15 protein-coding genes are annotated in these 19,240 nt (G+C 58.3%); 4 read left to right on the top strand and 11 right to left on the bottom strand.

Annotated features, from left to right (window positions below; all coding sequences use genetic code 11):
- Positions 1 to 118 precede the first annotated feature (118 nt).
- From ACYP5B_RS52405 to ACYP5B_RS52395, 3 genes are all read left to right on the top strand, one after another.
- Positions 119 to 1,228 carry an alcohol dehydrogenase catalytic domain-containing protein gene (locus tag ACYP5B_RS52405; protein ID WP_459575383.1) on the top strand — a complete coding sequence of 370 codons (1,110 nt, stop codon included), beginning with the start codon at positions 119 to 121 and terminating at the stop codon, positions 1,226 to 1,228.
- A 229-nt stretch (positions 1,229 to 1,457) separates the two neighbouring features.
- Entirely contained in the window at positions 1,458 to 2,045 is a 588-nt protein-coding gene (locus ACYP5B_RS52400) for a cytochrome b (RefSeq protein WP_459575382.1), read from the top strand.
- Positions 2,046 to 2,304: 259 nt separating this feature from the next.
- The gene (locus tag ACYP5B_RS52395; protein ID WP_459575381.1) at positions 2,305 to 3,393 is read left to right on the top strand and encodes a porin; all 1,089 of its coding nucleotides are present in this window, start codon (positions 2,305 to 2,307) and stop codon (positions 3,391 to 3,393) included.
- A gap of 635 nt (positions 3,394 to 4,028) precedes the next feature.
- Here ACYP5B_RS52395 and ACYP5B_RS52390 read toward each other — a convergent pair.
- The 7 genes from ACYP5B_RS52390 to ACYP5B_RS52360 form a co-directional block, all read right to left on the bottom strand.
- Positions 4,029 to 4,871, bottom strand: a complete 843-nt coding sequence (locus tag ACYP5B_RS52390) for a transporter substrate-binding domain-containing protein (protein ID WP_459575380.1) — start codon at positions 4,869 to 4,871, stop codon at positions 4,029 to 4,031.
- 24 nt (positions 4,872 to 4,895) lie between these two features.
- Positions 4,896 to 6,134 (bottom strand): CaiB/BaiF CoA transferase family protein, encoded by a 1,239-nt coding sequence (locus tag ACYP5B_RS52385; RefSeq protein WP_459575379.1) that lies wholly within the window; start codon positions 6,132 to 6,134, stop codon positions 4,896 to 4,898.
- Positions 6,135 to 6,325: 191 nt separating this feature from the next.
- Positions 6,326 to 7,363, bottom strand: coding sequence for a phosphotransferase family protein (locus tag ACYP5B_RS52380; protein ID WP_459575378.1), 1,038 nt, complete (start codon positions 7,361 to 7,363; stop codon positions 6,326 to 6,328).
- 246 nt (positions 7,364 to 7,609) lie between these two features.
- Complete coding sequence (locus tag ACYP5B_RS52375; RefSeq protein WP_459575377.1) at positions 7,610 to 8,716, bottom strand: C-terminal binding protein; 1,107 nt, start codon at positions 8,714 to 8,716, stop codon at positions 7,610 to 7,612.
- Entirely contained in the window at positions 8,634 to 9,608 is a 975-nt protein-coding gene (locus ACYP5B_RS52370; protein ID WP_459575375.1) for a fumarylacetoacetate hydrolase family protein, read from the bottom strand. The genes ACYP5B_RS52375 and ACYP5B_RS52370 overlap by 83 nt, the downstream gene beginning before the upstream one ends.
- Before the next feature lie 56 nt (positions 9,609 to 9,664).
- Positions 9,665 to 11,347: an electron transfer flavoprotein-ubiquinone oxidoreductase gene (locus ACYP5B_RS52365; RefSeq protein ID WP_459575374.1), complete on the bottom strand. Its 1,683-nt coding sequence runs from the start codon at positions 11,345 to 11,347 to the stop codon at positions 9,665 to 9,667.
- A 324-nt stretch (positions 11,348 to 11,671) separates the two neighbouring features.
- Positions 11,672 to 12,961: an MFS transporter gene (locus tag ACYP5B_RS52360; protein ID WP_459575372.1), complete on the bottom strand. Its 1,290-nt coding sequence runs from the start codon at positions 12,959 to 12,961 to the stop codon at positions 11,672 to 11,674.
- A gap of 1,228 nt (positions 12,962 to 14,189) precedes the next feature.
- Here ACYP5B_RS52360 and ACYP5B_RS52355 point away from each other — a divergent pair.
- Positions 14,190 to 15,227 carry a LacI family DNA-binding transcriptional regulator gene (locus ACYP5B_RS52355; RefSeq protein ID WP_459575371.1) on the top strand — a complete coding sequence of 346 codons (1,038 nt, stop codon included), beginning with the start codon at positions 14,190 to 14,192 and terminating at the stop codon, positions 15,225 to 15,227.
- Between the two features lie 129 nt (positions 15,228 to 15,356).
- Here the strand turns inward: ACYP5B_RS52355 and ACYP5B_RS52350 are convergent, their stop codons facing one another.
- The 4 genes from ACYP5B_RS52350 to ACYP5B_RS52335 form a co-directional block, all read right to left on the bottom strand.
- Entirely contained in the window at positions 15,357 to 16,313 is a 957-nt protein-coding gene (locus tag ACYP5B_RS52350) for an electron transfer flavoprotein subunit alpha/FixB family protein (RefSeq protein WP_459575369.1), read from the bottom strand.
- Between the two features lie 15 nt (positions 16,314 to 16,328).
- Positions 16,329 to 17,078 carry an electron transfer flavoprotein subunit beta/FixA family protein gene (locus ACYP5B_RS52345; protein ID WP_459575367.1) on the bottom strand — a complete coding sequence of 250 codons (750 nt, stop codon included), beginning with the start codon at positions 17,076 to 17,078 and terminating at the stop codon, positions 16,329 to 16,331.
- Positions 17,079 to 17,165: 87 nt separating this feature from the next.
- Positions 17,166 to 18,020: a 3-hydroxyacyl-CoA dehydrogenase NAD-binding domain-containing protein gene (locus tag ACYP5B_RS52340; RefSeq protein WP_459575365.1), complete on the bottom strand. Its 855-nt coding sequence runs from the start codon at positions 18,018 to 18,020 to the stop codon at positions 17,166 to 17,168.
- A gap of 511 nt (positions 18,021 to 18,531) precedes the next feature.
- Positions 18,532 to 19,240: phosphoenolpyruvate carboxylase (locus tag ACYP5B_RS52335; RefSeq protein ID WP_459575364.1), on the bottom strand; the 709-nt coding region annotated here is incomplete at its 5' end.

The following is a 19,240-nucleotide window of genomic DNA, read 5'->3' as shown; positions in this document are numbered from 1 at the left end:
TGCCAAGGGGCAGGGCGCCGGTCTCGCGGCAGCCAAGGCTGTCGACATGCAACTGCGCTGGCTTGCGCGGCATCGCGACACTGCCACGCGCAAATTGAATTGATAGCAAGAGGTTAGTATGGAAAAGACAATGGTAGCAGCCAGGCTGCATGCCCTCGGTACGCCCATGACGCTCGACACGATTCCGGTGCCGAAGCCCCGTCCCAATGATGTATTGGTGCGGGTGAAGGCTTGCGGCATCGTTCCCAATATGGCGAACGTGATCAACAACTGGATGACGTGGTTCCCGCACCAGCCGTTGCCGAAGTTCCCAGCCATTTTCGGCCTGGACCCGGCGGGCGTCATCGAAGAGGTCGGCGAAGCCGTCATTAACGCGAAGCCGGGTGACCGCGTCTACGTCAGCCCATTGCGTTCATGTGGTTCGTGTTCGGCCTGTCGGGCGGGGCAGCGCAGTTTCTGTCGATACTTCACGCTCAACGGCTATTTCAGCACGAGCCGCGACGGGCAACGAATCTTCGATTTATACCCCTATGGAGGATTCTCGGAATACATGACTGCGCCGGATTACGCCATCGTCAACATTCCGGATAACCTCACTTTCGAACAGGCGGGCAGATTCGGCTATCTCGGCACATCCTACGGTGCGCTCAAGAACGCCGGTGCAGGGCCGGGACAAGTCGCACTGATCGACGGCATCACTGGAACACTCGGGGTTGCGTCTACGGTGCTTGGTCTCGCCATGGGTCTGTCCAAGATTCTGGGTACCGGTCGGGACGAGCGGTTGTTAAAGCGCGTTAAAGCGCTTGCGCCGGATCGTATCGAAGTAATCCAGCTCGGCGAAACGTCAACGGGCGAGTGGGCGAAATCCCGAACGGGAGGCGAGGGTGTGGATTTCGTGATCAGTGCACTGGGCGCGAAGGCACCTGCGGCCACCATGCTCGACTCGATGAAGGGCGTGCGGCGCGGCGGCAAGATCGTCAACGTGGGAGGCGTCGCAGAGGAACTTCCTATTGACGTCAAGTGGTTGATGGACGAGCAGATCCAGCTAATCGGATCGAACTGGTTCACGACCGCGCAGGGACAGGAGATGGCGGAAATGGTGCGCACAGGCACCATTGATCTCTCATACCTTGAGAGCCGTTGTTTCCCGCTCGCGGATGTCAATGAGGCGATATCGGGGCTTAAGGACCGCGATGGCGGGTTTAGTAACTACGTCGTGATTCCTTAATCAGCTCGGGAATCATCCTGCTGGACTCGGGAGTCCAGCAGGATTTGAGGAAATCTCTATTTCTTAATCAGCTTTCGATTCCTGCTGATCTATCTGATCCAGAATAACCTGCAAAAAATCCTGAATCTCTATCGAGATTAGGATGGTTCATGCTGGACTGGTATTTCAACCAGGATGTGAAAAATAGAAGCGGCAAAGAAAGCGGTTAGGACCATGGAAGGAGACAGAAATGAAAAAGAGACAATACACGTCCCTCGCTAAGGTGCTTCATTGGGCGATGGCTGTGCTGATCGTTACCGCCTGGGCCACTGGCTATTACTCCAGCACCCTGAGTTTGCCGCAAAAGATCCAGGTCGACAGCATTATGCTGCACAAGTCAATCGCCGCAGTTACCCTGTTCCTGCTGGCAGCGAGAATCCCATGGCGATTGATACACGGGGCGCCGCCAATGTCGCGCGACGTCCCCAGGTTCGAGCGTGCTGCCGCTGGTGTCGGACATCTGCTGCTTTATATCTGCATGTTTTCGCTTCCCGTTTCTGGCTGGCTATGGAGCTCTGCCGCCGGATACAAGATCCCCGTTGCCGGGCTCTTCTATTTGCCACCGCTTATGGCGAAAGCCCCGGAATTGACGCCAATTCTTAAACTGATCCATATGACGTTCGCATACACGACTGCGGTACTCGTATGCGGCCATGTGCTCATGGCGATGAAAAATCATTTTATCGATCGGAGTGATTCACTGATTTCCATGCTGCCGCGCATGATGTCCAAGCGGCATGAAAATGAGACGGAGCGGCGTTCCATTCCTAACCAGTAGTGGAGCGATAAAAAATCCAAAGATCCGTCCCGATGCTGGTCAACCTATCGGAAATCGCGGCGGGCGATCGAGGAGCAAATCATTGATCGGACCCGGTTAGCGTGTTCCCGGTCGAGCCGTAGTCTCGAGAGGTTAAGTTGCGTGGCGAGAAAGTAATTGTTAATTGCAACATGAAGTGGAGGATTGTCGGGTAAAAGTAAGTCCCGTATTTAACGGTGTTTAATTATAAAAACAAATTAATGGCAAGGAGTGAGACAAAATGAAAAAATGGAAATTTGCATTCTTGGCAACGGCAATCTTCCCTGCTTCAGCATTTTCCCAATCTGTCACCTTGTATGGTGTTGTAGATAGCGGCGTGGAGTATGTAAGCAATGTGGGTGCCAGTAAGGATAGTCTATTTCGTGTTCCTTCAAATACCGGGACAACACCCTCACGATGGGGCATGCGCGGGACTGAAGATCTGGGTGGCGGCCTCAAGAGCATTTTTGTTCTCGAATCCGGCTTTGCCCCAGATGCAGGAAGCTCTGGTCAGGGCGGCCGCCTGTTCGGCCGGCAAGCGCTAGTCGGCCTCTCCGGGCCTTGGGGACAAGTCGCGTTCGGACGGCAGTACTCCATGATTTTTTGGGGCACACTAGATACCGATATCTTGGGTGCAAACATATACGGATCGGGCGCTCTCGACCCCTATCTTTCGAATCCCAGGGTTGACAACGCGATCTCCTACAAGGGGACATTCGGTGGACTGACAATCGGTGGCACCTACAGCTTCGGGCGTGATAGCGCATTGGCTCCCGGCACAACTAACGCTAACTGCGCTGGAGAGAACCCTTCAGACGTGAAGGCATGCCAGCAATGGTCTGCGCTCCTTCTCTACGAACAAAAATCCTGGGGAATTTCCGCGGCATACGACGTCATGAGAGGCGGCACCGGCGCACCCAATGGACTAACCCGCAGCAGTATTGCAGATAAACGACTGGCGTTGGGGGCATACGCTTTGCTAGGTAATGCCAAGTTGGGCACGGGGGTTATACTTCGAAATAACGGGGGTAGTTCGACACCGAGAAGCAATCTCTGGTACACGGGAGCAGCCTACGAAATCACTCCAGCCATCACTCTGTCAGGGGAATTATACTATCTTGACTATCGGAACAGTGATAACCACGCCTTCTTGTATACGTTGCGAGGTACCTATAATTTCTCAAAAAGAACGTCTGTCTATGCCACTATCGGGCATATTAATAACAGTGGCCAACTTGCCCAATCAGTAAGTGTAGGAGCCCCCGGTTCGAATCCGGCGCCAGGTGGATCGCAATTTGGCACGATGATTGGAATCCGGCATAGCTTTTGAACTACGCGTAGGAGATCCGAGTTGTGGGGTATGGGGTCTCCCCGCCATCCGGCCCGAGCTGTCGACGACCAGATGCCCGAGTTGTGGTGATGTCATCATTTATGCAAGCATCAATAGGGGTACGCCGAGTTTGGCGCTTGTGGTGAGCGCGGTGATACCGCCATCGGTTCGTGGCCAGGCGAAGCGCCGGCGCGCCAGTTCGATGCGAATAATAGCTCCCCAGCGAGGGTTGGCCACATCTCCGCTCGGCGGATTAGCTAATACTGAACTCGCCATCGGGTCCGTAACAAACTCCGGCACCAGCGTGGTCAGCTCCGCCGGACCAGATATGAGACGGCCTTCCCATAGCAGCTTGCGTCACCCGAAGACGACATTGGCGTTGATCCCGTTCTCACGCGCCACTACCGTAACCGAGGCACCGAGAACGCGAGTCTGTTCGAGTATAGCGAGCTTGAAATCTAGCGGGTAGATCGTCGAGGCGCGCCCTTGCGGAACAAGGACGCTGGATGATCAGTTCGATGAATTGAAGGGATGGTGTCCTTGATCGCCTATCGCGGGAACGATCCGGGCACATGCCCATCATGCAAATGGTCGGTCAACTGCAGCGATCGCGTCTACACAGTCGGCGTCGCCAGCTACTGGTCAGATACGTTCTCTGGCGCCACAGCGAGTCCCTCGATTCCACTTCGCTTCACGGAGTTCACAAGAAAGCCGCTCTCTCGCATTGAGCTGAGCGCGGCATTGACCAAGGTTAGGCGGTCATTCCTGTCCGATGGCACAGCAATTGCCTGTGGCACTCCGTACAAGTTGTCAGGCAGCATTCGCAGGCCCGCTTCGGCATGAGCGCGGGAAGCTAAGCGTTGTCGACCGCCAGCGAAAGCAACCACACTTCCTTCATGGAGCCACAGGAAGGCAGTTTGCAGTGTGTAATCCGGGGTGGCAAGTAGCGTAGCGGACTTCAGGTGTTGCTGTAACCAGACCCCGACGGTGTCATCGGTGTTCACACCAATCGTTTGGCCTATGCGATCAAGCTCCCGCACCGACTTCAGTGGCGAGTCCGCACGGACTAACGCACTTTGCTGCACCTGCATATATGTCTGCGAAAAGAGCACTCCAGAACGCTCGGCATTGGGCGCCACGAAGCCGATATCCACGCTTCCGTTTTGCACCGCTTCCAGAACGGAGGCAGCAGTCGGCAGCGGCACAATGGCCACGGGCACGTTAGCCTGGCGCCCGAGCTCCTGAGTTATGTCCACGATCACCCCAGTGATTGCCCCCGTGGTGCTGTCGCGTCGAGCTTGCGCCACGTTTGCGACAATATAAGCAGCTCGCAATGTTCCGCTGGGGGCTAGCGTAGGGTCGGCTGGCATTGCATTCGTTGCTTGCATGGTGGCGACAATTAGTAGCGCGCGCCGAAACCAGCGTGCTTTATGCGCACGAATGGTGTTTTGGCGAGATAGGATGAAGAGAGAAGTCATAGTTGCGTAACAAGTCTGAAGGGGCTACACGACCCCGAGTTCGCGCAGCGCCTGTACCTCGTCTTCTCCCATTCTTAGCCACGATCGCAGCACTTCGCACGTGTGCTCGCCAAGTGTGGGAGGCGCGCGCCGATAGACCACCGGACTCTCGGACATCCGGATTGGATTCGCAATCAGGGGAACGGTCCCGGCCTCAGAATGGTCCATCTCAATCCTCATTCCGCGAGCTCGTACCTGTGGATCGTCGAAAACCTTGTCCAGTGTGTTGATAGGACCGCATGGAACACCTGCGCTCTCCATCAGGACGACCCATTCCGCCGTCGAGCGTTTGACGGTGACCGTGTTAACCAACCCGACCAGCCTTGCCCTGTTCTTCACGCGCTCGGGGTTCGTTTTGAATGCCTGCTCTTCAGCCCACTCGGGATGACCCACGACCCTGCAGAAACTCTGGAACTGTCCGTCGTTGCCAACGGCGATGATCATATGGCCATCAGCAGTGGGGAAGTCCTGATAGGGAACGATGTTGGGATGAGCGTTGCCCATGCGACGGGGAGCAGACCCGCCAACCAGGTAATTCGACGCTTGATTAGCGAGAGAGGCGATCTGCACGTCCAGCAGTGCCAGGTCGATGTGCTGTCCCTTACCTGTTCTGTCGCGAAAAGCAAGGGCGCTGAGCACTGCTACTGTGGCGTACAGGCCAGTCATCACATCGGTCACTGCAACACCGACCTTGACCGGTCCACCGCCGTCCTCTTCATCGGGGCGGCCGGTGATGCTCATCAAACCGCCCATTCCCTGGATCAAAAAATCATAACCCGCGCGCGGCGCTGATGGTCCAGTCTGGCCGAATCCGGTAACCGAGCAATAGATGAGGCGCGGATTGGTCGCCGAAAGAGAGTCGTAGTCAAGTCCATATTGCCGAAGTCCGTCGACTTTGAAGTTCTCGATGACCACATCTGCATAGCTCGCAAGCGTCCGGATGAGCTGCTGGCCTTCAGGACGAGCCATGTCAACGGTGATAGAGCGTTTGTTTCGATTGGCACTGAGGTAGTAGGCTGACTGATTGGTCGACTCTCCTTGTGCGTCTTCGAGCCAGGGGGGGCCCCAGGCACGAGTATCGTCCCCGGTATGAGGACGCTCGACCTTCACGACGTCAGCGCCAAAATCAGCTAGCAACTGACTTGCCCACGGCCCAGCCAGTACGCGTGAGAGGTCAAGAACGCGAAGCCCTGATAAGGCCTCATTGGAATTCGTCAAGTTCATATCGACCAGGACACCGAGATGCCGGAGAGAGCCTGACCAAGGGTCAGGGCATACGGAAAGCGGCTATGCGCTAATGTCATTGCGGAACTCTCTACGGAAAAGTAGGAGCAGCACTCTGGGGTTGGCGCGCCATCAGGTTCCCTTGACCCTGCCCGAATGGCTGAGCGGAGAGGGCGTGTTGACGCTGGGGTTCAGCGTGAGCGCGTCAATGCGATGCGCCAACCCTCTGCAATGTCCATCAATCGCGAAGCCGGCTTTTGCAGAAAATCATAGGCTGTCATGCGAACCAGGGCTTTATGCTCCTCGCGGGTGATGTACTCGACTGGCGATTTCCCATCGATACGGGCCAGTAGCAGGGCAGGCAGGAGGCTCGCCGCGCGCCCCTCGAGTTCAGCAACCGGTTCCCAGCAGACCTGATGAAGATAGCGTTCGGTCAATGTCTTGAAGGACTCGATCAACGCGTCAAGGGCGTCCGGTTGCACCAGGCACTTCAGCAGGAGATGATTCAGACAGAACGCGAGGTCGAACGCGGGATCACCGTACCAGGCACATTCTGCGTCAAGGAAAACTGGACCTTTCGGTCCGAGGAGGATGTTCTTCGGGCTCACGTCGCCATGAACCAGTGCGAGGCTCGCGTTGCGAGTGCGCTGTGCAAGCGCTAGTAGTGCATCCGCTACGTTGATGTTCTTCGTCGCCGTCGCGACAAGATAGGGTTCGAGGCGGAGCGCATGAAAAATCTCCACCGAGTCGAACTTGGCTGCGAGGTCCGGGCGTGCCGCGCTGGCAGCGTGCAGCCGACCGAGGACAACGCCGACGTCGCCTGCTACCGACGGCTGCACTATGCCCTCCATTAGTTGAGTTTTCCAGATGGGGTACGTCGCGGGGGGCAGGAACGACATGGCGAAGAGTCCGGCGTCCGCGTCCCGGGCGATCGGACGCGGCACATTGTCAGGTGCGTGCTCGAAGGCGAACTGCAGCCATGCCCATTCATAGGCGTTGCGTGTCAACGGGGCCTCCCAGTCTGCGGCGACCTTGAGTCTGCCCAGCGCACGTTTGACGCAAAGCGTGCGACCCGGGAGTTCGATTTTCCAGATATCGGACGACACGCCGCCGGTCAGTCGGCTGGACGATAGTGCTTCGCCTCCAACCATGAGGCCCTGGGATATCAGGAAGGAAACCAGTGCCGTTTGTTCGGCGTTAGAAAGGGAGCTTATTTCAGAGGTATTCATATCGCCCAAGTAGTTGAATCAGCGGTGTGCTGCAGCGGCCACTTCAAGTATGTGCTTCAGGTGGAAGTCCGTCTGAAAGTGCCGCTGCAGTCTCGGCTCTTTCTTGACGAAGACAGGCGCTTCGATTTGAGCCATGCGATTTGTCGGGAGCTATCCAGTCCTCGCGTACACCGTTGGTCAGGAAAACGGAATGCGTGCTGAATTCGACATCGCAGGACCGGTACGATGCAGCTGCTTTCATCTACATCAGTTGTCCGGAATCGGCTTGGCGCGCTGGGGCTGGTTGCACGGCTGCGCCGGCGGGAAGCCCCTGAGCACACGAACCACTTCTTCCGCTGCGCGCCGTCGTAGTTCCGCGAGTGACGCATCTGAAGAGAATGCCACATGCGGGGTCAGCATCGCGCCTTCACACGATAACAGTGCCTGTGGCACGATCGGTTCGGTCTCGAGCACATCCAGCGCTGCGCCCGACAGTCTTCCTGACTGAAGCGCCTCGACCACTGCGTCGGTGTCAACGATGCCACCCCGACTCACGTTGATCAGCAGGCTGCCTGGCTTCATCAGCGCAAGGCTGGACCGGTTGATCAGGTGATATGTCGAGTCGGTCAACGGGACGTGTACGATCACGATGTCGCTATCGGCCAACAGGTCCTCCAACCCGACAAACTGGACGTTGGGGACGTCGGTTTGGGGATACAACGTATGGGAAAGAACGCGGCAACCAAACGCGTTCAGTTTCGATGCGGTAGCGTGACCGATGCGACCGTAGCCGATGATCCCGCACGTCATGTTTGCCAGGCGTTTGAGGTTTGCGCTGGCGGGATTCCAGCGCCCCGAGCGAACTTCGCGATCGTAGCTGATGATCCCACGCGTCCATGCAAGCGCAAAGGCTACCGCGTGGTCGGAGACCTCCGAGACGCAGTAGTCTGGCACGTTGGTCACCCAGACGCCGTGTGCCGTCGCGGTCTCCACCGCAATATTGTCGAGTCCTACCCCCAAGCGGGCTACAACCTTCAGTCCTGGGCAGGCTTGGATAGCTGCGGACGACACGGGTGCCCAGCAGGTCATGATCGCATCCGGCTGATACTGTTCGACGAGTGCATCGATCGTGGATTCCGGCGCGGCGGATGCCGGCCCTGTGGCAAGCTGGAAGCCGGCCGATTCGATAACCCGGCGCTCGATGGCATCGTCGGGCCAGGCAAAGTCAGTAAGCAATACGGTACCAGACATGATTTCCTCTTCGTTCGCTTGGTGGCAAAAAATGTAGTACTCAATCCGTGCATGTAACCCGTTGAGAGCCAAGACCAGAGACGCCCGCTTCGATGACGTCTCCGACGCGCAGATATCGGCCATGGTGGCCTCCCAGGCCCGCAGGCGTGCCGGTGCAGATAAGGTCTCCTGGCTGGAGCGGGGTGTATGTCGACAGATATGCGATCTGTTCCGCGATGCTGAAAATCATGTCGTTGACGACACCGTCCTGCATCAAGGCTCCGTTAAGGCGAAGCCAGGGGCGAAGCGCAGATGGATCATCGATGTCCCACGCGGGTACGAGCCATGGCCCAGTAGGCAACCAGCCCCTGCGGGACTTGGACTGTAGCCAGTCCGCACCTAGCGTCGGAGCGTCCTGCCGGAACACGCTGTCTCGAAGCGTAATGTCGTTGACCACGCAATAGCCGGCAATGCAGTCGAGCGCGCGTGCTACATCAACGTTGTGCGCGGGGCGCCCGATAACGACTCCGACCTCGGCCTCCCAGTCAAGGGTCGACATTCCAGCCTCGACTGGCAGCTGCCCGTACGGGCCGGACACGCAAGTCGCTCCTTTCAGGCATATGTAGGGCGCACCGTCGCGGCGCCGGGTCTCGATGGCAGTGAGCGCTGCCTCGCGCCGGGCGAGCGCTTGCGGCCCCTGAGGCCCGTCGTCGGCGTCAAGGGCGGATTGCACGATCTGGCTGCGGTAGTTGCCGATCGTGCAATAGACTTGCCGCGGAGCAACGGGCTCATGCAGATGAAACGCGGCGACAGGAGCCCCACATTTGATGAGCGCCTTCTGCATGGTTTCTGCGTTGCATTGCTGCTTGAGCACTTCCGAATTGCCGGCCCAGTTATCGAGAAACGCCGCAATCGAACTTGTGCCCTGCAGGCCAAGGGACTGCCAATGAGTCAGTGCCAGCACCTGGTTTTCGAAGAGCAACGCGGGAAAGGGGGAGCAGCCGGCAGCAGAGACATTCACCAGTACGGGGGACATGATAAGGATCGCGCTTATACGGGTTCAGAAGATTTGTAAGAGTCGGCACCAGGGCCTTACACGTTCGGATAGTTTGGTCCCCCGCCGCCTTCCGGCGTGACCCACACGATGTTCTGTGTCGGGTCCTTGATGTCGCAGGTCTTGCAATGCACGCAGTTCTGCGCGTTGATCACAAGGCGCTCGCCGCCGTCGTCGCCCTTCATGAACTCGTAGACGGCAGCCGGGCAGTAGCGGCTTTCGGGCCCTGCATAGGTGCGGAGGTTTACATTCACCGGGACCGATGCGTCTTTCAGAGTCAGATGCGCCGGTTGGTTTTCCTCGTGGTTCGTGTTCGAGATGAACACCGAGGAGAGCCGGTCGAAGGTCAGTTTGCCGTCTGGCTTGGGATACTCGATTGGCTCGCACTGCGACGCCGGCTTTAGCATCTCGTGGTCCCAGTGCTGGTGACGCAGTGTCCACGGGACGTTGCCGCCCAAGAGCTTTTGCTCGATGCCGACCATCAGCGTACCGAGGTAAAGGCCCTTGCTCATCCACTGCTTGAAGTTGCGTGCGCGATACAGTTCGGCATGTAGCCACGATGTCTTGAATGCCTTCGGGTACGCAGCGAGTTCATCGTTTTCGCGGCCGGCCCGAACTGCGTCGAACGCTGCCTCGGCGGCGAGCATGCCGGTCTTGATCGCTGCGTGGCTGCCCTTGATTCGCGATGCGTTCAGAAAGCCCGCGTTGTCGCCGACCAGCGCGCCGCCGGGGAACACAAGCTTCGGCAGCGACTGCAGTCCGCCCGCGGTGATAGCGCGTGCGCCGTACGACAAGCGCTTACCGCCTTCGAGAAACGTGCGGATCGATGGATGTGTCTTGTAGCGCTGGAACTCCTCGAACGGCGACAGGTATGGATTCGAATAGCCGAGGCCGACCACAAAGCCGACCATCACCTGATTGTTGTCGATGTGATATAGGAACGAGCCGCCATAAGTGGCGTTGTCAAGCGGCCAGCCTGCGGTGTGGATCACGAGGCCGGGCTTATGTTTCGCCGAATCGACCTGCCACAGCTCCTTGATGCCAATACCGTACACCTGCGGATCAGAAGCCTCGCGCAGCTTGAGTCTGTCTGAAAGCTGCCGACCCAGATGGCCGCGTGCCCCTTCGCAGAACAGCGTGTACTTTGCATGCAGTTCCATGCCCAGCTGGAAATACTCGGTTGGCTCGCCGTTCTTGCCGACGCCCATATTGCCGGTTGCGACGCCTTTGACAGAGCCGTCGTCGTTGTAGAGCACTTCGGCCGCTGGAAAGCCCGGGAAGATCTCGACGCCCAGAGCCTCGGCCTGCCGGCCTAGCCAGCGTGTGACATTCGCAAGGCTGATCACGTAGTTGCCGTGGTTCTTTAAATTGTCGGGCAGGGCCCAGTTCGGCACGGCCTTCGCGCTTGTCTCCGACAGAAACAGGAAGCGATCTTCGGTGACCTGCACGGTGAGAGGCGCACCTTTTTTCTTCCAGTCGGGAATCAGTTCATCGAGAGCACGCGGGTCCATTACCGCGCCGGAGAGAATATGCGCCCCGATCTCCGAACCCTTTTCGAGCACGCAGACGCCGAGTTCGACGCCGTTCTGCGCGGCGCGCTGCTTGAGCCGGATCGCTGCGGACAGGCCAGCTGGGCCACCGCCGACGATCACAACGTCATAGCGCATGAATTCGCGGTTGGGGCGATCTGTCGACAGGTCGACGGTGTTTGAGCTTGTCATATCGTTGGGCGAATCGGTTCAGGAGTCGGTCGAAAGTGAAACAAAACGCTGGTGTTGGCACGCACGGGAGCCGTCTGGGTTGGGCTCTCTGCCCGCCCAGCTGGTATCGGATTTCCACGATGCGGGGAGCGAAATCAGCCTGAGCGCGATTTTTGGCGGCGTAGCCATCCATCTCGTCTTCCGGGGCACCATACGACCATGCTTAAATTGCCTCTCGGCAATGACTGTCATCTTGATTGAATCAGCCTTTCCCTTGATGCTATTCAACAGATCTGCGCATGTGTGGATCGAAATGTCCAAGACATCGTCTTCCTAGCGATCTCACTAGAGCGAGGCGTCAGCCTTGCGGGGGATGGCGGCGGCGATTTCGTTGCATCCGGCTTCGCCAGTCGAGACACTGGTCGAGCGTCGACGCGGTGCGGTTTCGACAAGGAACAGCGCGATGACTGCACCGACAATGAGGCTGCAGAGCGCAAAGTCGAGGGTTCGCGCTAGGCCGAAATGCTGGGCCACAAAACCCGCTATCACAGGTGCCACGCCGCCGCCGAAGGTTTCACCCACACCTGAGACGAAACCGATGGTCGATGCCACAAGCCCCACGGGTGCTGCTTCAGTCGCCACTGGGCCGCTGAGCAAACTCAGCAGTCCGATCGAGAACATCGCCACGCCGAACAGCAGGGCGAACAGCACTTGCGGATTGGGCCCGGTGCACGAGAAGAAGTACAGAAGCACGGCGGCCGTGACGAAACCGATCAGCGCGGTGAGCCGGCGGCCGATGTAATCCGAGATGCCGGCCACGCCAAACGAGCCAAGAAAGCCTCCGAAGCCGACAGCCGAGGCGACGAAGCCCATGCTGCGTGTATCCAGATGCAGTACGGCGACCAGATAGGTTGGCACCATGGCGCCGATCACAAAGATCCCGCTCATGGCGCAGAGGATCGCGGCGGTAGCAACAATCACGTTGCGGCTAGCCAGCAGGTCGGTCCAGCGCGGCCTGGCAGCAGGCGCCTGGGCCACTACCGATTCGGGGACGCTGCGGTCGTGCAGGTTGCGCCAGATCAGGACGGCCACAATCAAGCCCGGCACGGCGGAGATCGCGAATACCCAGTGCCAGGAGGGGACGACCTGCAACAACTGCGTTGCCACGATCGGCGCGAAGCCAAGTCCCATGAGCGGCAACATGCTCAACTGCAGGCCTTGATTCAGTCCGCGGCGTGCCGGTGGTGATGCTTCGCTGTTGGCGGCAATGCTCGCTGGCGTAAAGGCCCCTTCGGCCACGCCCATCACACCACGCAGCAACATGAGGCTCATAAAGCCGGTGGCAAGTCCTGACAGGCTCGAGAGCAACGAGAAGGCGATCATCGTGACCACGAGAATCTTCTTTCTGCCGATGCGGTCCGACAGGGAGCCCATCACGATCGACCACAGTCCCCACGCAACGCCGAGTACTCCAATCAGGCTTCCCAACTGAGAATAGTTCAGCCCCAGTTCGTGCATCATGTGCGGAAACAGCGGCGCCATCAGCCACCGGTCGAATCCGAGCAGCCCGAAGCCTATGCCCAGCAGCACGAGCGTCTTGCGCTCGTAGCTAGCGTCATGTTGGAAAGCAATCATGAAAGAGTCTCCATTGAAGTGTATTTTTTGCTGCCACGTAGTCGTGACGATGGCTGGGTGCGGGAAAGCAGGGCTATCCGACCGCTCAGAAGTCGAGCGCGCGAACCGGCAGGTCGCCTAATTTATTAATGCTAACGTTCGCACATAAAAGTTTAGTACGTGATGAATTGGCCAGTCAAGACTGCATGAGCAAAATGCAATCGTTAGCAGTGGATAGCCTCAGTGGCGTCTCCATCCAAGTCGTACTCGACTCGCACGCCGTTGGGGATGATGCTCTTGTGCAGGTGCCGTAAAGGTGCGCAGAGGAATGTGCCGCACTCGTCTCTAACAATTGGGCATCGCTCGCGAGGCGCGTTTGGCCTCCGGCGGAAAAACGCACCAGGTTCCGTCATCGTGGCGAAAGAAGAAGATGGCCACCGGATTGTCGGAGCGCGGAAGCTCGACCAGCACGCAATGGTTTCTGCCTGGCCGTGCCGAACAAACGCGAGTTACCTGTAACGATGAGAACGCAGTCCTGCCGAACCACTTATCGACCAGATATCGCAAAGATCCTTCGCTAATATGCATTTCAGTCTCCTCTGCGTTCGCAGTGACGAGATCGCGTGAGTGTGGCTGGCACAGTCGGATCGCATCGTGAAATCGTCCTTATCGGTGCCTCGGGTTGGGGCGGTTTGTCGCTCTTATTGGTCTTTCGGAGAACGGGTATCAATAAGCTTCAAAGTGCTCGACTGGGCTTAATCTCGCTGCGAAATATTTACGCTAACGTTAGCACTAGATATCGATATGGTCAAGAAAAGGTCTTTAATTTAATGTGCTCACGTTAGCATCAAGTGGAGAGAGCGGTACTGCGAGGGATCTAATGTGAACGAGGGGAGACGAAGATTTCCGTAGAGCGTTGCTCTATGCGATTTCCACGCTTCCTGCCTTGCGTGCTGCAAGGTGGTTGCGAGCATCGCTGCGTGGCGGTTCCGGCGCTCGCAGCGTCCGTCAACCAAGGCAAACGGGCGCACGGCCCTTGCGCGGAGGTAGGTGGATTCGACGACGGGCAGAGGAAGCCCGCGATCAAAATGGGTCTGGATTGATGCTATCGGTAGCACTGGCGGAGCGAGTCCGCAGCCTCCTGAACCTGCTGCCCCCAGTTCCTGCGCCAACGAGGCACGGGTCCACGCTTTTGCCGACGTCGTTGTCCGTGCTATCGTTATACAAAATACTCAGCACTGGAACGTTCATGGTCACCATCAAAGACATCGCCGCCCGCTTGAATGTTTCCCCCTCGACGGTGGGACGCGCGCTTGCCGATGATCCGAGAATCAGTGGATCCACCAAACAGAAGGTCACTGCGGTCGCGAATGAAATGGGCTACGTTGCTAATCTCGCCGCGCGAATGATGCGGGGAGTCCAAAGCAACCTGGTCGGTTTGGTCCTGCCAGATATTCGCAATGGCTTCTACTCGACCATTGCCCACGCACTGTCAAAATGTCTCGAAGGCGGCGGCTTTCACCTTACGTTGTCGGAGACCGACGACGACCGGCTGGTTGAACTGCATCACATCCGCGAACTGTCCAGTGCCAACGTTGCAGGCATCATCATCGTGCCGACGGCGCGGCCACATCCGGAGTCCGTGAGGCTCCTCAAAATGCTGCCGCATATCCAGCTTCTGCGCAGACATGCGGCCCTTGGCGATCAGTGGTTCGGCATCGACGATACCGAGGCGATATACGAGTCCACGAGTCATCTCGTGCAGCTTGGACACCGTCGTATTGGATACGTTGGAGGGACAGACGATTTGCCAACCGGTTCAGCTCGTCTCAAAGGCTACCATAAGGCACTGCCGCGGGATGAAGCGGTTGTCCCGCAATTTGTGCAACTCGGTGCCCCGTCATCCGTGGACTTCGGCCGCGAGGCCACACGGAGTTTGCTGTCGATGAGTACGCCGCCAACAGCCATCGTTGCGGGCTCGGTGCAAATCACCCAAGGTGTTCTCGAGGAGCTAACGGCGCAAGGCGTTCGTGCTCCCGAGCAGCTATCTGTCGTCGGCTTTGGCGACGAGTTGGGATTTCGCTGGTGGGGCCCGGGGCTTACTACCGTCGGCCTTCCTGTCAACGACCTGGCAACCGCGTGCGGCCTCTGGTTCGTGCATCACATCAAACAGAACACTTTCACTTCTACGCCTTATACGTCGATTTCGCCCGCAGCGCTCATTGTTCGGGGCAGCACGCGACAAGTCGAATCGGCGCTGGTTGAACCGGCTGACTCGCCTATCTAGGAGTCAGTCAACGGACCTTATCTGATGAAAGTCCGGGGAAAGTAACGGTATTGGCGGAACTCCGGCAGTCGTGGCGTATGGAAAGGCACCGCGCGCCAGCAGCGAAGGCTGATATCGCGCGGCAGGCTTTCACACTGACTGGGACAACTGTTGTACAAGGTCGGGCACGACGCCGAATAAGTCTCCCACGAGCCCGTAGTCCGCGACGCTGAAAATCGGGGCTTCCGGATCCTTGTTGATCGCGACGATCACCTTCGAATCCTTCATGCCGGCCAGATGCTGGATCGCACCCGAGATACCTACTGCGATATACAGTTGCGGCGCGACGATCTTGCCGGTCTGGCCGACTTGATAGTCATTCGGCACGAAGCCCGCGTCGACTGCGGCGCGCGAGGCACCTAGTGCCGCGTTGAGCTGGTTCGCCAGCGGCTCCAGCACTTTCCTGTAATTCTCGCCGTTGCCCAGGCCCCGGCCTCCCGACACGATGATGTTGGCCGACGTCAGCTCCGGCCGGTCCAGCTTCGTTACTTCGCGACTCACAAACTGCGAAATACCCCGGTCGGCTGCCGCTTCGATCTTCTCAATATCTGCACTGCTACCTTCGGCTGCGACGGTGTCGAAGCCGGTCGTGCGAACAGTGATGACTTTGATCGGGTCAGCCGACTGCACGGTCGCGATAGCGTTGCCGGCATAGATTGGCCGCTCGAACGTGTCGGCCGAATTGACAGCGATGATATCGCTAATCTGTGCGACGTCGAGCTTTGCCGCCACGCGCGGCGCGATGTTCTTGCCATATGCGGTAGCGGGAGCCAGGATGTGCGAGTAGCCCTTCGCTGGATCTCGCACAATCGCCAGCACAGTCGCTTCAACGTTTTCGGTCAAGCCCGCTTCGAGGTGCGGCGCGTCGGCTAGCAGAACCCTTGCTGCGCCTGCAACGCTTGAAGCCGCCTCCGCCGCACCTCCTGCGTTGTGACCTGCGATAAGCACGTGAATTGGGCCACCAATCTTCTGTGCAGCGGAAATCGTGTTCAACGTCACCGCTTTCAGCGATATGTTGTCGTGTTCGGCAATTACCAGGATCGTCATTTTTTCGTCTTCCTTTTACAGCACCTTGGCTTCGGTCTTCAGCTTCTCGATTAGCGTTGTCACGTCGGCGACCCTCATGCCAGCGCTGCGCTTCGGCGGCTCGCTTACTCTCAGCGTCTTCAGACGCGGTGTGACATCGACGCCCAGGTCTTCTGGCTTCACGATTTCCAGCGTCTTCCTCTTGGCCTTCATGATGCTAGGCAGCGTCACGTAGCGCGGCTCATTGAGGCGCAGATCGGCAGTCACCACGGCTGGCAGTAGCACCGACAGTGTTTCTGCGCCACCATCCACTTCGCGCGTGACAGCGGCCTTGCCATCGGCAACAACCACCTTCGAAGCAAAGGTCGCCTGCGGCAGACCGGCCAATGCGGCGAGCATCTGGCCGGTCTGATTCGAATCGTTGTCGATGGCCTGCTTACCGAGGATGATCAGTTGCGGCCTTTCCTTGTCAACCAGCGCCTTCAGCAGCTTCGCCACGGCGAGCGGCTGCAGGTCTTCGTTCGATTCGATCAGGACCGCACGGTCCACGCCGATCGCTAGCGCCGTGCGCAGCGTCTCCTGACACAGTGTGACACCGGCAGACACAGCGATTACTTCAGTCGCGATTCCCGCCTCCTTCAGGCGCACCGCTTCTTCCACAGCGATCTCGTCGAACGGGTTCATCGACATCTTCACATTCGCAAGGTCGACGTCCGTGTTATCCGACTTCACGCCGACTTTCACATTGGCGTCGGCCACTCTTTTGACTGCAACAAGAACTTTCATTTCATCTCTTCCTCTTTACTCGGCCTATCGATTCCCGATGCGATGGCACGGTTGTCCAGTTCAAGCATCGTTTGCATATGGATACGGCTAAACCCTGTACTGAAAGACCCCCATGCCTGTCTTGCGGCCCAACCTTCCGGCCGCCACGAAATCCCGAAGTAGCGCGCAGGCGCGGTATTTCGGATCTCCGAGGTCTTTCAGCAGTACATCCATGATAGAGAGGCAGACGTCGAGACCGATGAGGTCCGCAAGCGCTAGCGGACCGATCGTGTGGCTTGCCCCAAGACGCATACCGGCGTCAATTTCTTCTGCTGTCGTGACGCCTTCGGCAAGAACAAAGAAGGCTTCGTTCAGCATCGGAATGAGCAGCCTGTTGACAACGAAGCCCGGCGAATCCAAGACCGTGATCGGCGATTTACCGAGTTGCCTGGCCCACTGCAAGGCGGATTCGATGGTTCCAGTGCTGCTCTGCAAGCCGGGGATCACTTCCACAAGCGCTAACACAGGAACCGGGTTGAAGAAATGAATCCCTAAAAATCTGTCAGGCCTTTCCAGCGCCCCAGCCAGGGAATTGATTGAAATCGAGGAGGTATTGGATGCAATGATCGCGTGGGGTGCGACGGCGGACTCGACGTCACGCAGGATGGTCATTTTCAGATCAGTGCGTTCGGTCGCGGCTTCAATGACCAAGTCGACTCCTTCCAGACTCCGATAGTCGGTGCTTGCCACCAACCGTTGCATAGCCGCTTCGCGTGAGGGTCTGTCGAGTTGATCTGTGTGGACCATGCGATCGAGCCTCGTACTTAGCGAGTTCACGCTTTTAGTGAGTGCCGGTGCACTCACGTCGACGAGAATGACCTGAAGGCCTGCGAGTGTGGCTATTTGTGCAATACCACTTCCCATGGTGCCGGCACCCACGACGCCGATAGTTTCAATTTTCATTCTGTGTCCTTCTTGGAGTCTGAACTGTGAGGGAGCGAATTAGCCGGACACTTGCACCGATCAGCGCTACCTCTAGTCCGCGCGGAATTGCGCCGCGGCGCTGATTCCGGACTTCTGGCTCGGCACCTGGGAAACGCATTAGGGAGCGCTCAGTTCACCATTCTGGCTGTCGTACGCGCTCGGCAGTGTCCCGTCCCCCGGCATGCAGGTCCAACTCATCAATGCTAACGATAGCATGCGGTCATGCTTCAGTACAAGGAAGGGAATCGTTTGCGAGCATCGCGGAGATCTGACACTTCGCGGCCCGGCATGATGCGGCGCACATAGTGGTCAGTCTCTTTCTCACAGCATCAGGCGCTGGTTGGACGCGGACAGCCCACGTCCCGGCAAGCGCCGGGCGCGCTTCTTCGACTGAACTCAGCTAGGCCACCTATCGTCGATCGAAGAAGCAACACCCCACGCCCCCGCTCTAAAGACAGGTCCGCGCGGCGTACTTGTGATGGACCCGGGTTCAGCCGCTGTTGCGCAAGCCCGCCGCCACCCCGTTGATAGTCAGGTGAATGCCACGCCGCACGCGGATGTCGTCGCCGTCCTTGCCCAAGCGGTAGCGCTTGAGCAGCTCCACCTGCAAGTGGTTGAGCGGATCCAGGTAGGCGAAGCGGTTCTTGATGGAGCGCGCCAGCAGCGGGTTGTCGGCCAGCCGTTCCTGGCGGCCGGTGATCAGTGCCAGCATCTCGCAGGTCAGGTGCCACTCGGCGCTGATGCGCGCGAACACCGTCTTGCGCAACGCGGCGTCTTCGCACAACTGCGCGTAGCGCGAGGCCACGGCGAGGTCGGTCTTGGCCAGCACCATGTCCATATTGGATAGCAGCGTGGAAAAGAACGGCCAGGTCTTGACCATGCGGCGCAGCGTGGCCACGGCCGCCTTGTGCGACTTTTCGTCCTGTGCCTCGTCCAGCAGCGCCTTGACCGCGCTGCCAAAGCCGTACCAGCCCGGCAGCAGCAGGCGGCACTGGCCCCAGGAAAAGCCCCAGGGAATCGCGCGCAGGTCTTCAATGCGGCGCTGCTTCTTGTCCATCAGCTTGCGCGAGGCCGGGCGCGAACCCAGGTTGAGGTCGGCGATCTCGGTGATCGGCGTGGTGGCGAAGAAGTAATCCTTGAAGCCAGGCGTGTCGTACACCAGGTGACGATACGAGGTGAACGCGCGATCCGAGAGCTGC

This window comes from Cupriavidus sp. 8B (genome assembly GCF_054589115.1).
This window is presented reverse-complemented; position numbering and strand designations above follow the sequence as displayed.

Coding starts and splice junctions, on each gene's coding strand:
- ACYP5B_RS52340 (WP_459575365.1), bottom strand. CDS start 18,020: ATGAAAATTGAAACTATCGGCGTCGTGGGTGCCGGCACCATGGGAAGT.
- ACYP5B_RS52360 (WP_459575372.1), bottom strand. CDS start 12,961: ATGATTGCTTTCCAACATGACGCTAGCTACGAGCGCAAGACGCTCGTG.
- ACYP5B_RS52345 (WP_459575367.1), bottom strand. CDS start 17,078: ATGAAAGTTCTTGTTGCAGTCAAAAGAGTGGCCGACGCCAATGTGAAA.
- ACYP5B_RS52355 (WP_459575371.1), top strand. CDS start 14,190: ATGGTCACCATCAAAGACATCGCCGCCCGCTTGAATGTTTCCCCCTCG.
- ACYP5B_RS52370 (WP_459575375.1), bottom strand. CDS start 9,608: ATGTCCCCCGTACTGGTGAATGTCTCTGCTGCCGGCTGCTCCCCCTTT.
- ACYP5B_RS52380 (WP_459575378.1), bottom strand. CDS start 7,363: ATGAATACCTCTGAAATAAGCTCCCTTTCTAACGCCGAACAAACGGCA.
- ACYP5B_RS52350 (WP_459575369.1), bottom strand. CDS start 16,313: ATGACGATCCTGGTAATTGCCGAACACGACAACATATCGCTGAAAGCG.
- ACYP5B_RS52405 (WP_459575383.1), top strand. CDS start 119: ATGGAAAAGACAATGGTAGCAGCCAGGCTGCATGCCCTCGGTACGCCC.
- ACYP5B_RS52395 (WP_459575381.1), top strand. CDS start 2,305: ATGAAAAAATGGAAATTTGCATTCTTGGCAACGGCAATCTTCCCTGCT.
- ACYP5B_RS52390 (WP_459575380.1), bottom strand. CDS start 4,871: ATGACTTCTCTCTTCATCCTATCTCGCCAAAACACCATTCGTGCGCAT.
- ACYP5B_RS52400 (WP_459575382.1), top strand. CDS start 1,458: ATGAAAAAGAGACAATACACGTCCCTCGCTAAGGTGCTTCATTGGGCG.
- ACYP5B_RS52375 (WP_459575377.1), bottom strand. CDS start 8,716: ATGGCCGATATCTGCGCGTCGGAGACGTCATCGAAGCGGGCGTCTCTG.
- ACYP5B_RS52365 (WP_459575374.1), bottom strand. CDS start 11,347: ATGACAAGCTCAAACACCGTCGACCTGTCGACAGATCGCCCCAACCGC.
- ACYP5B_RS52385 (WP_459575379.1), bottom strand. CDS start 6,134: ATGAACTTGACGAATTCCAATGAGGCCTTATCAGGGCTTCGCGTTCTT.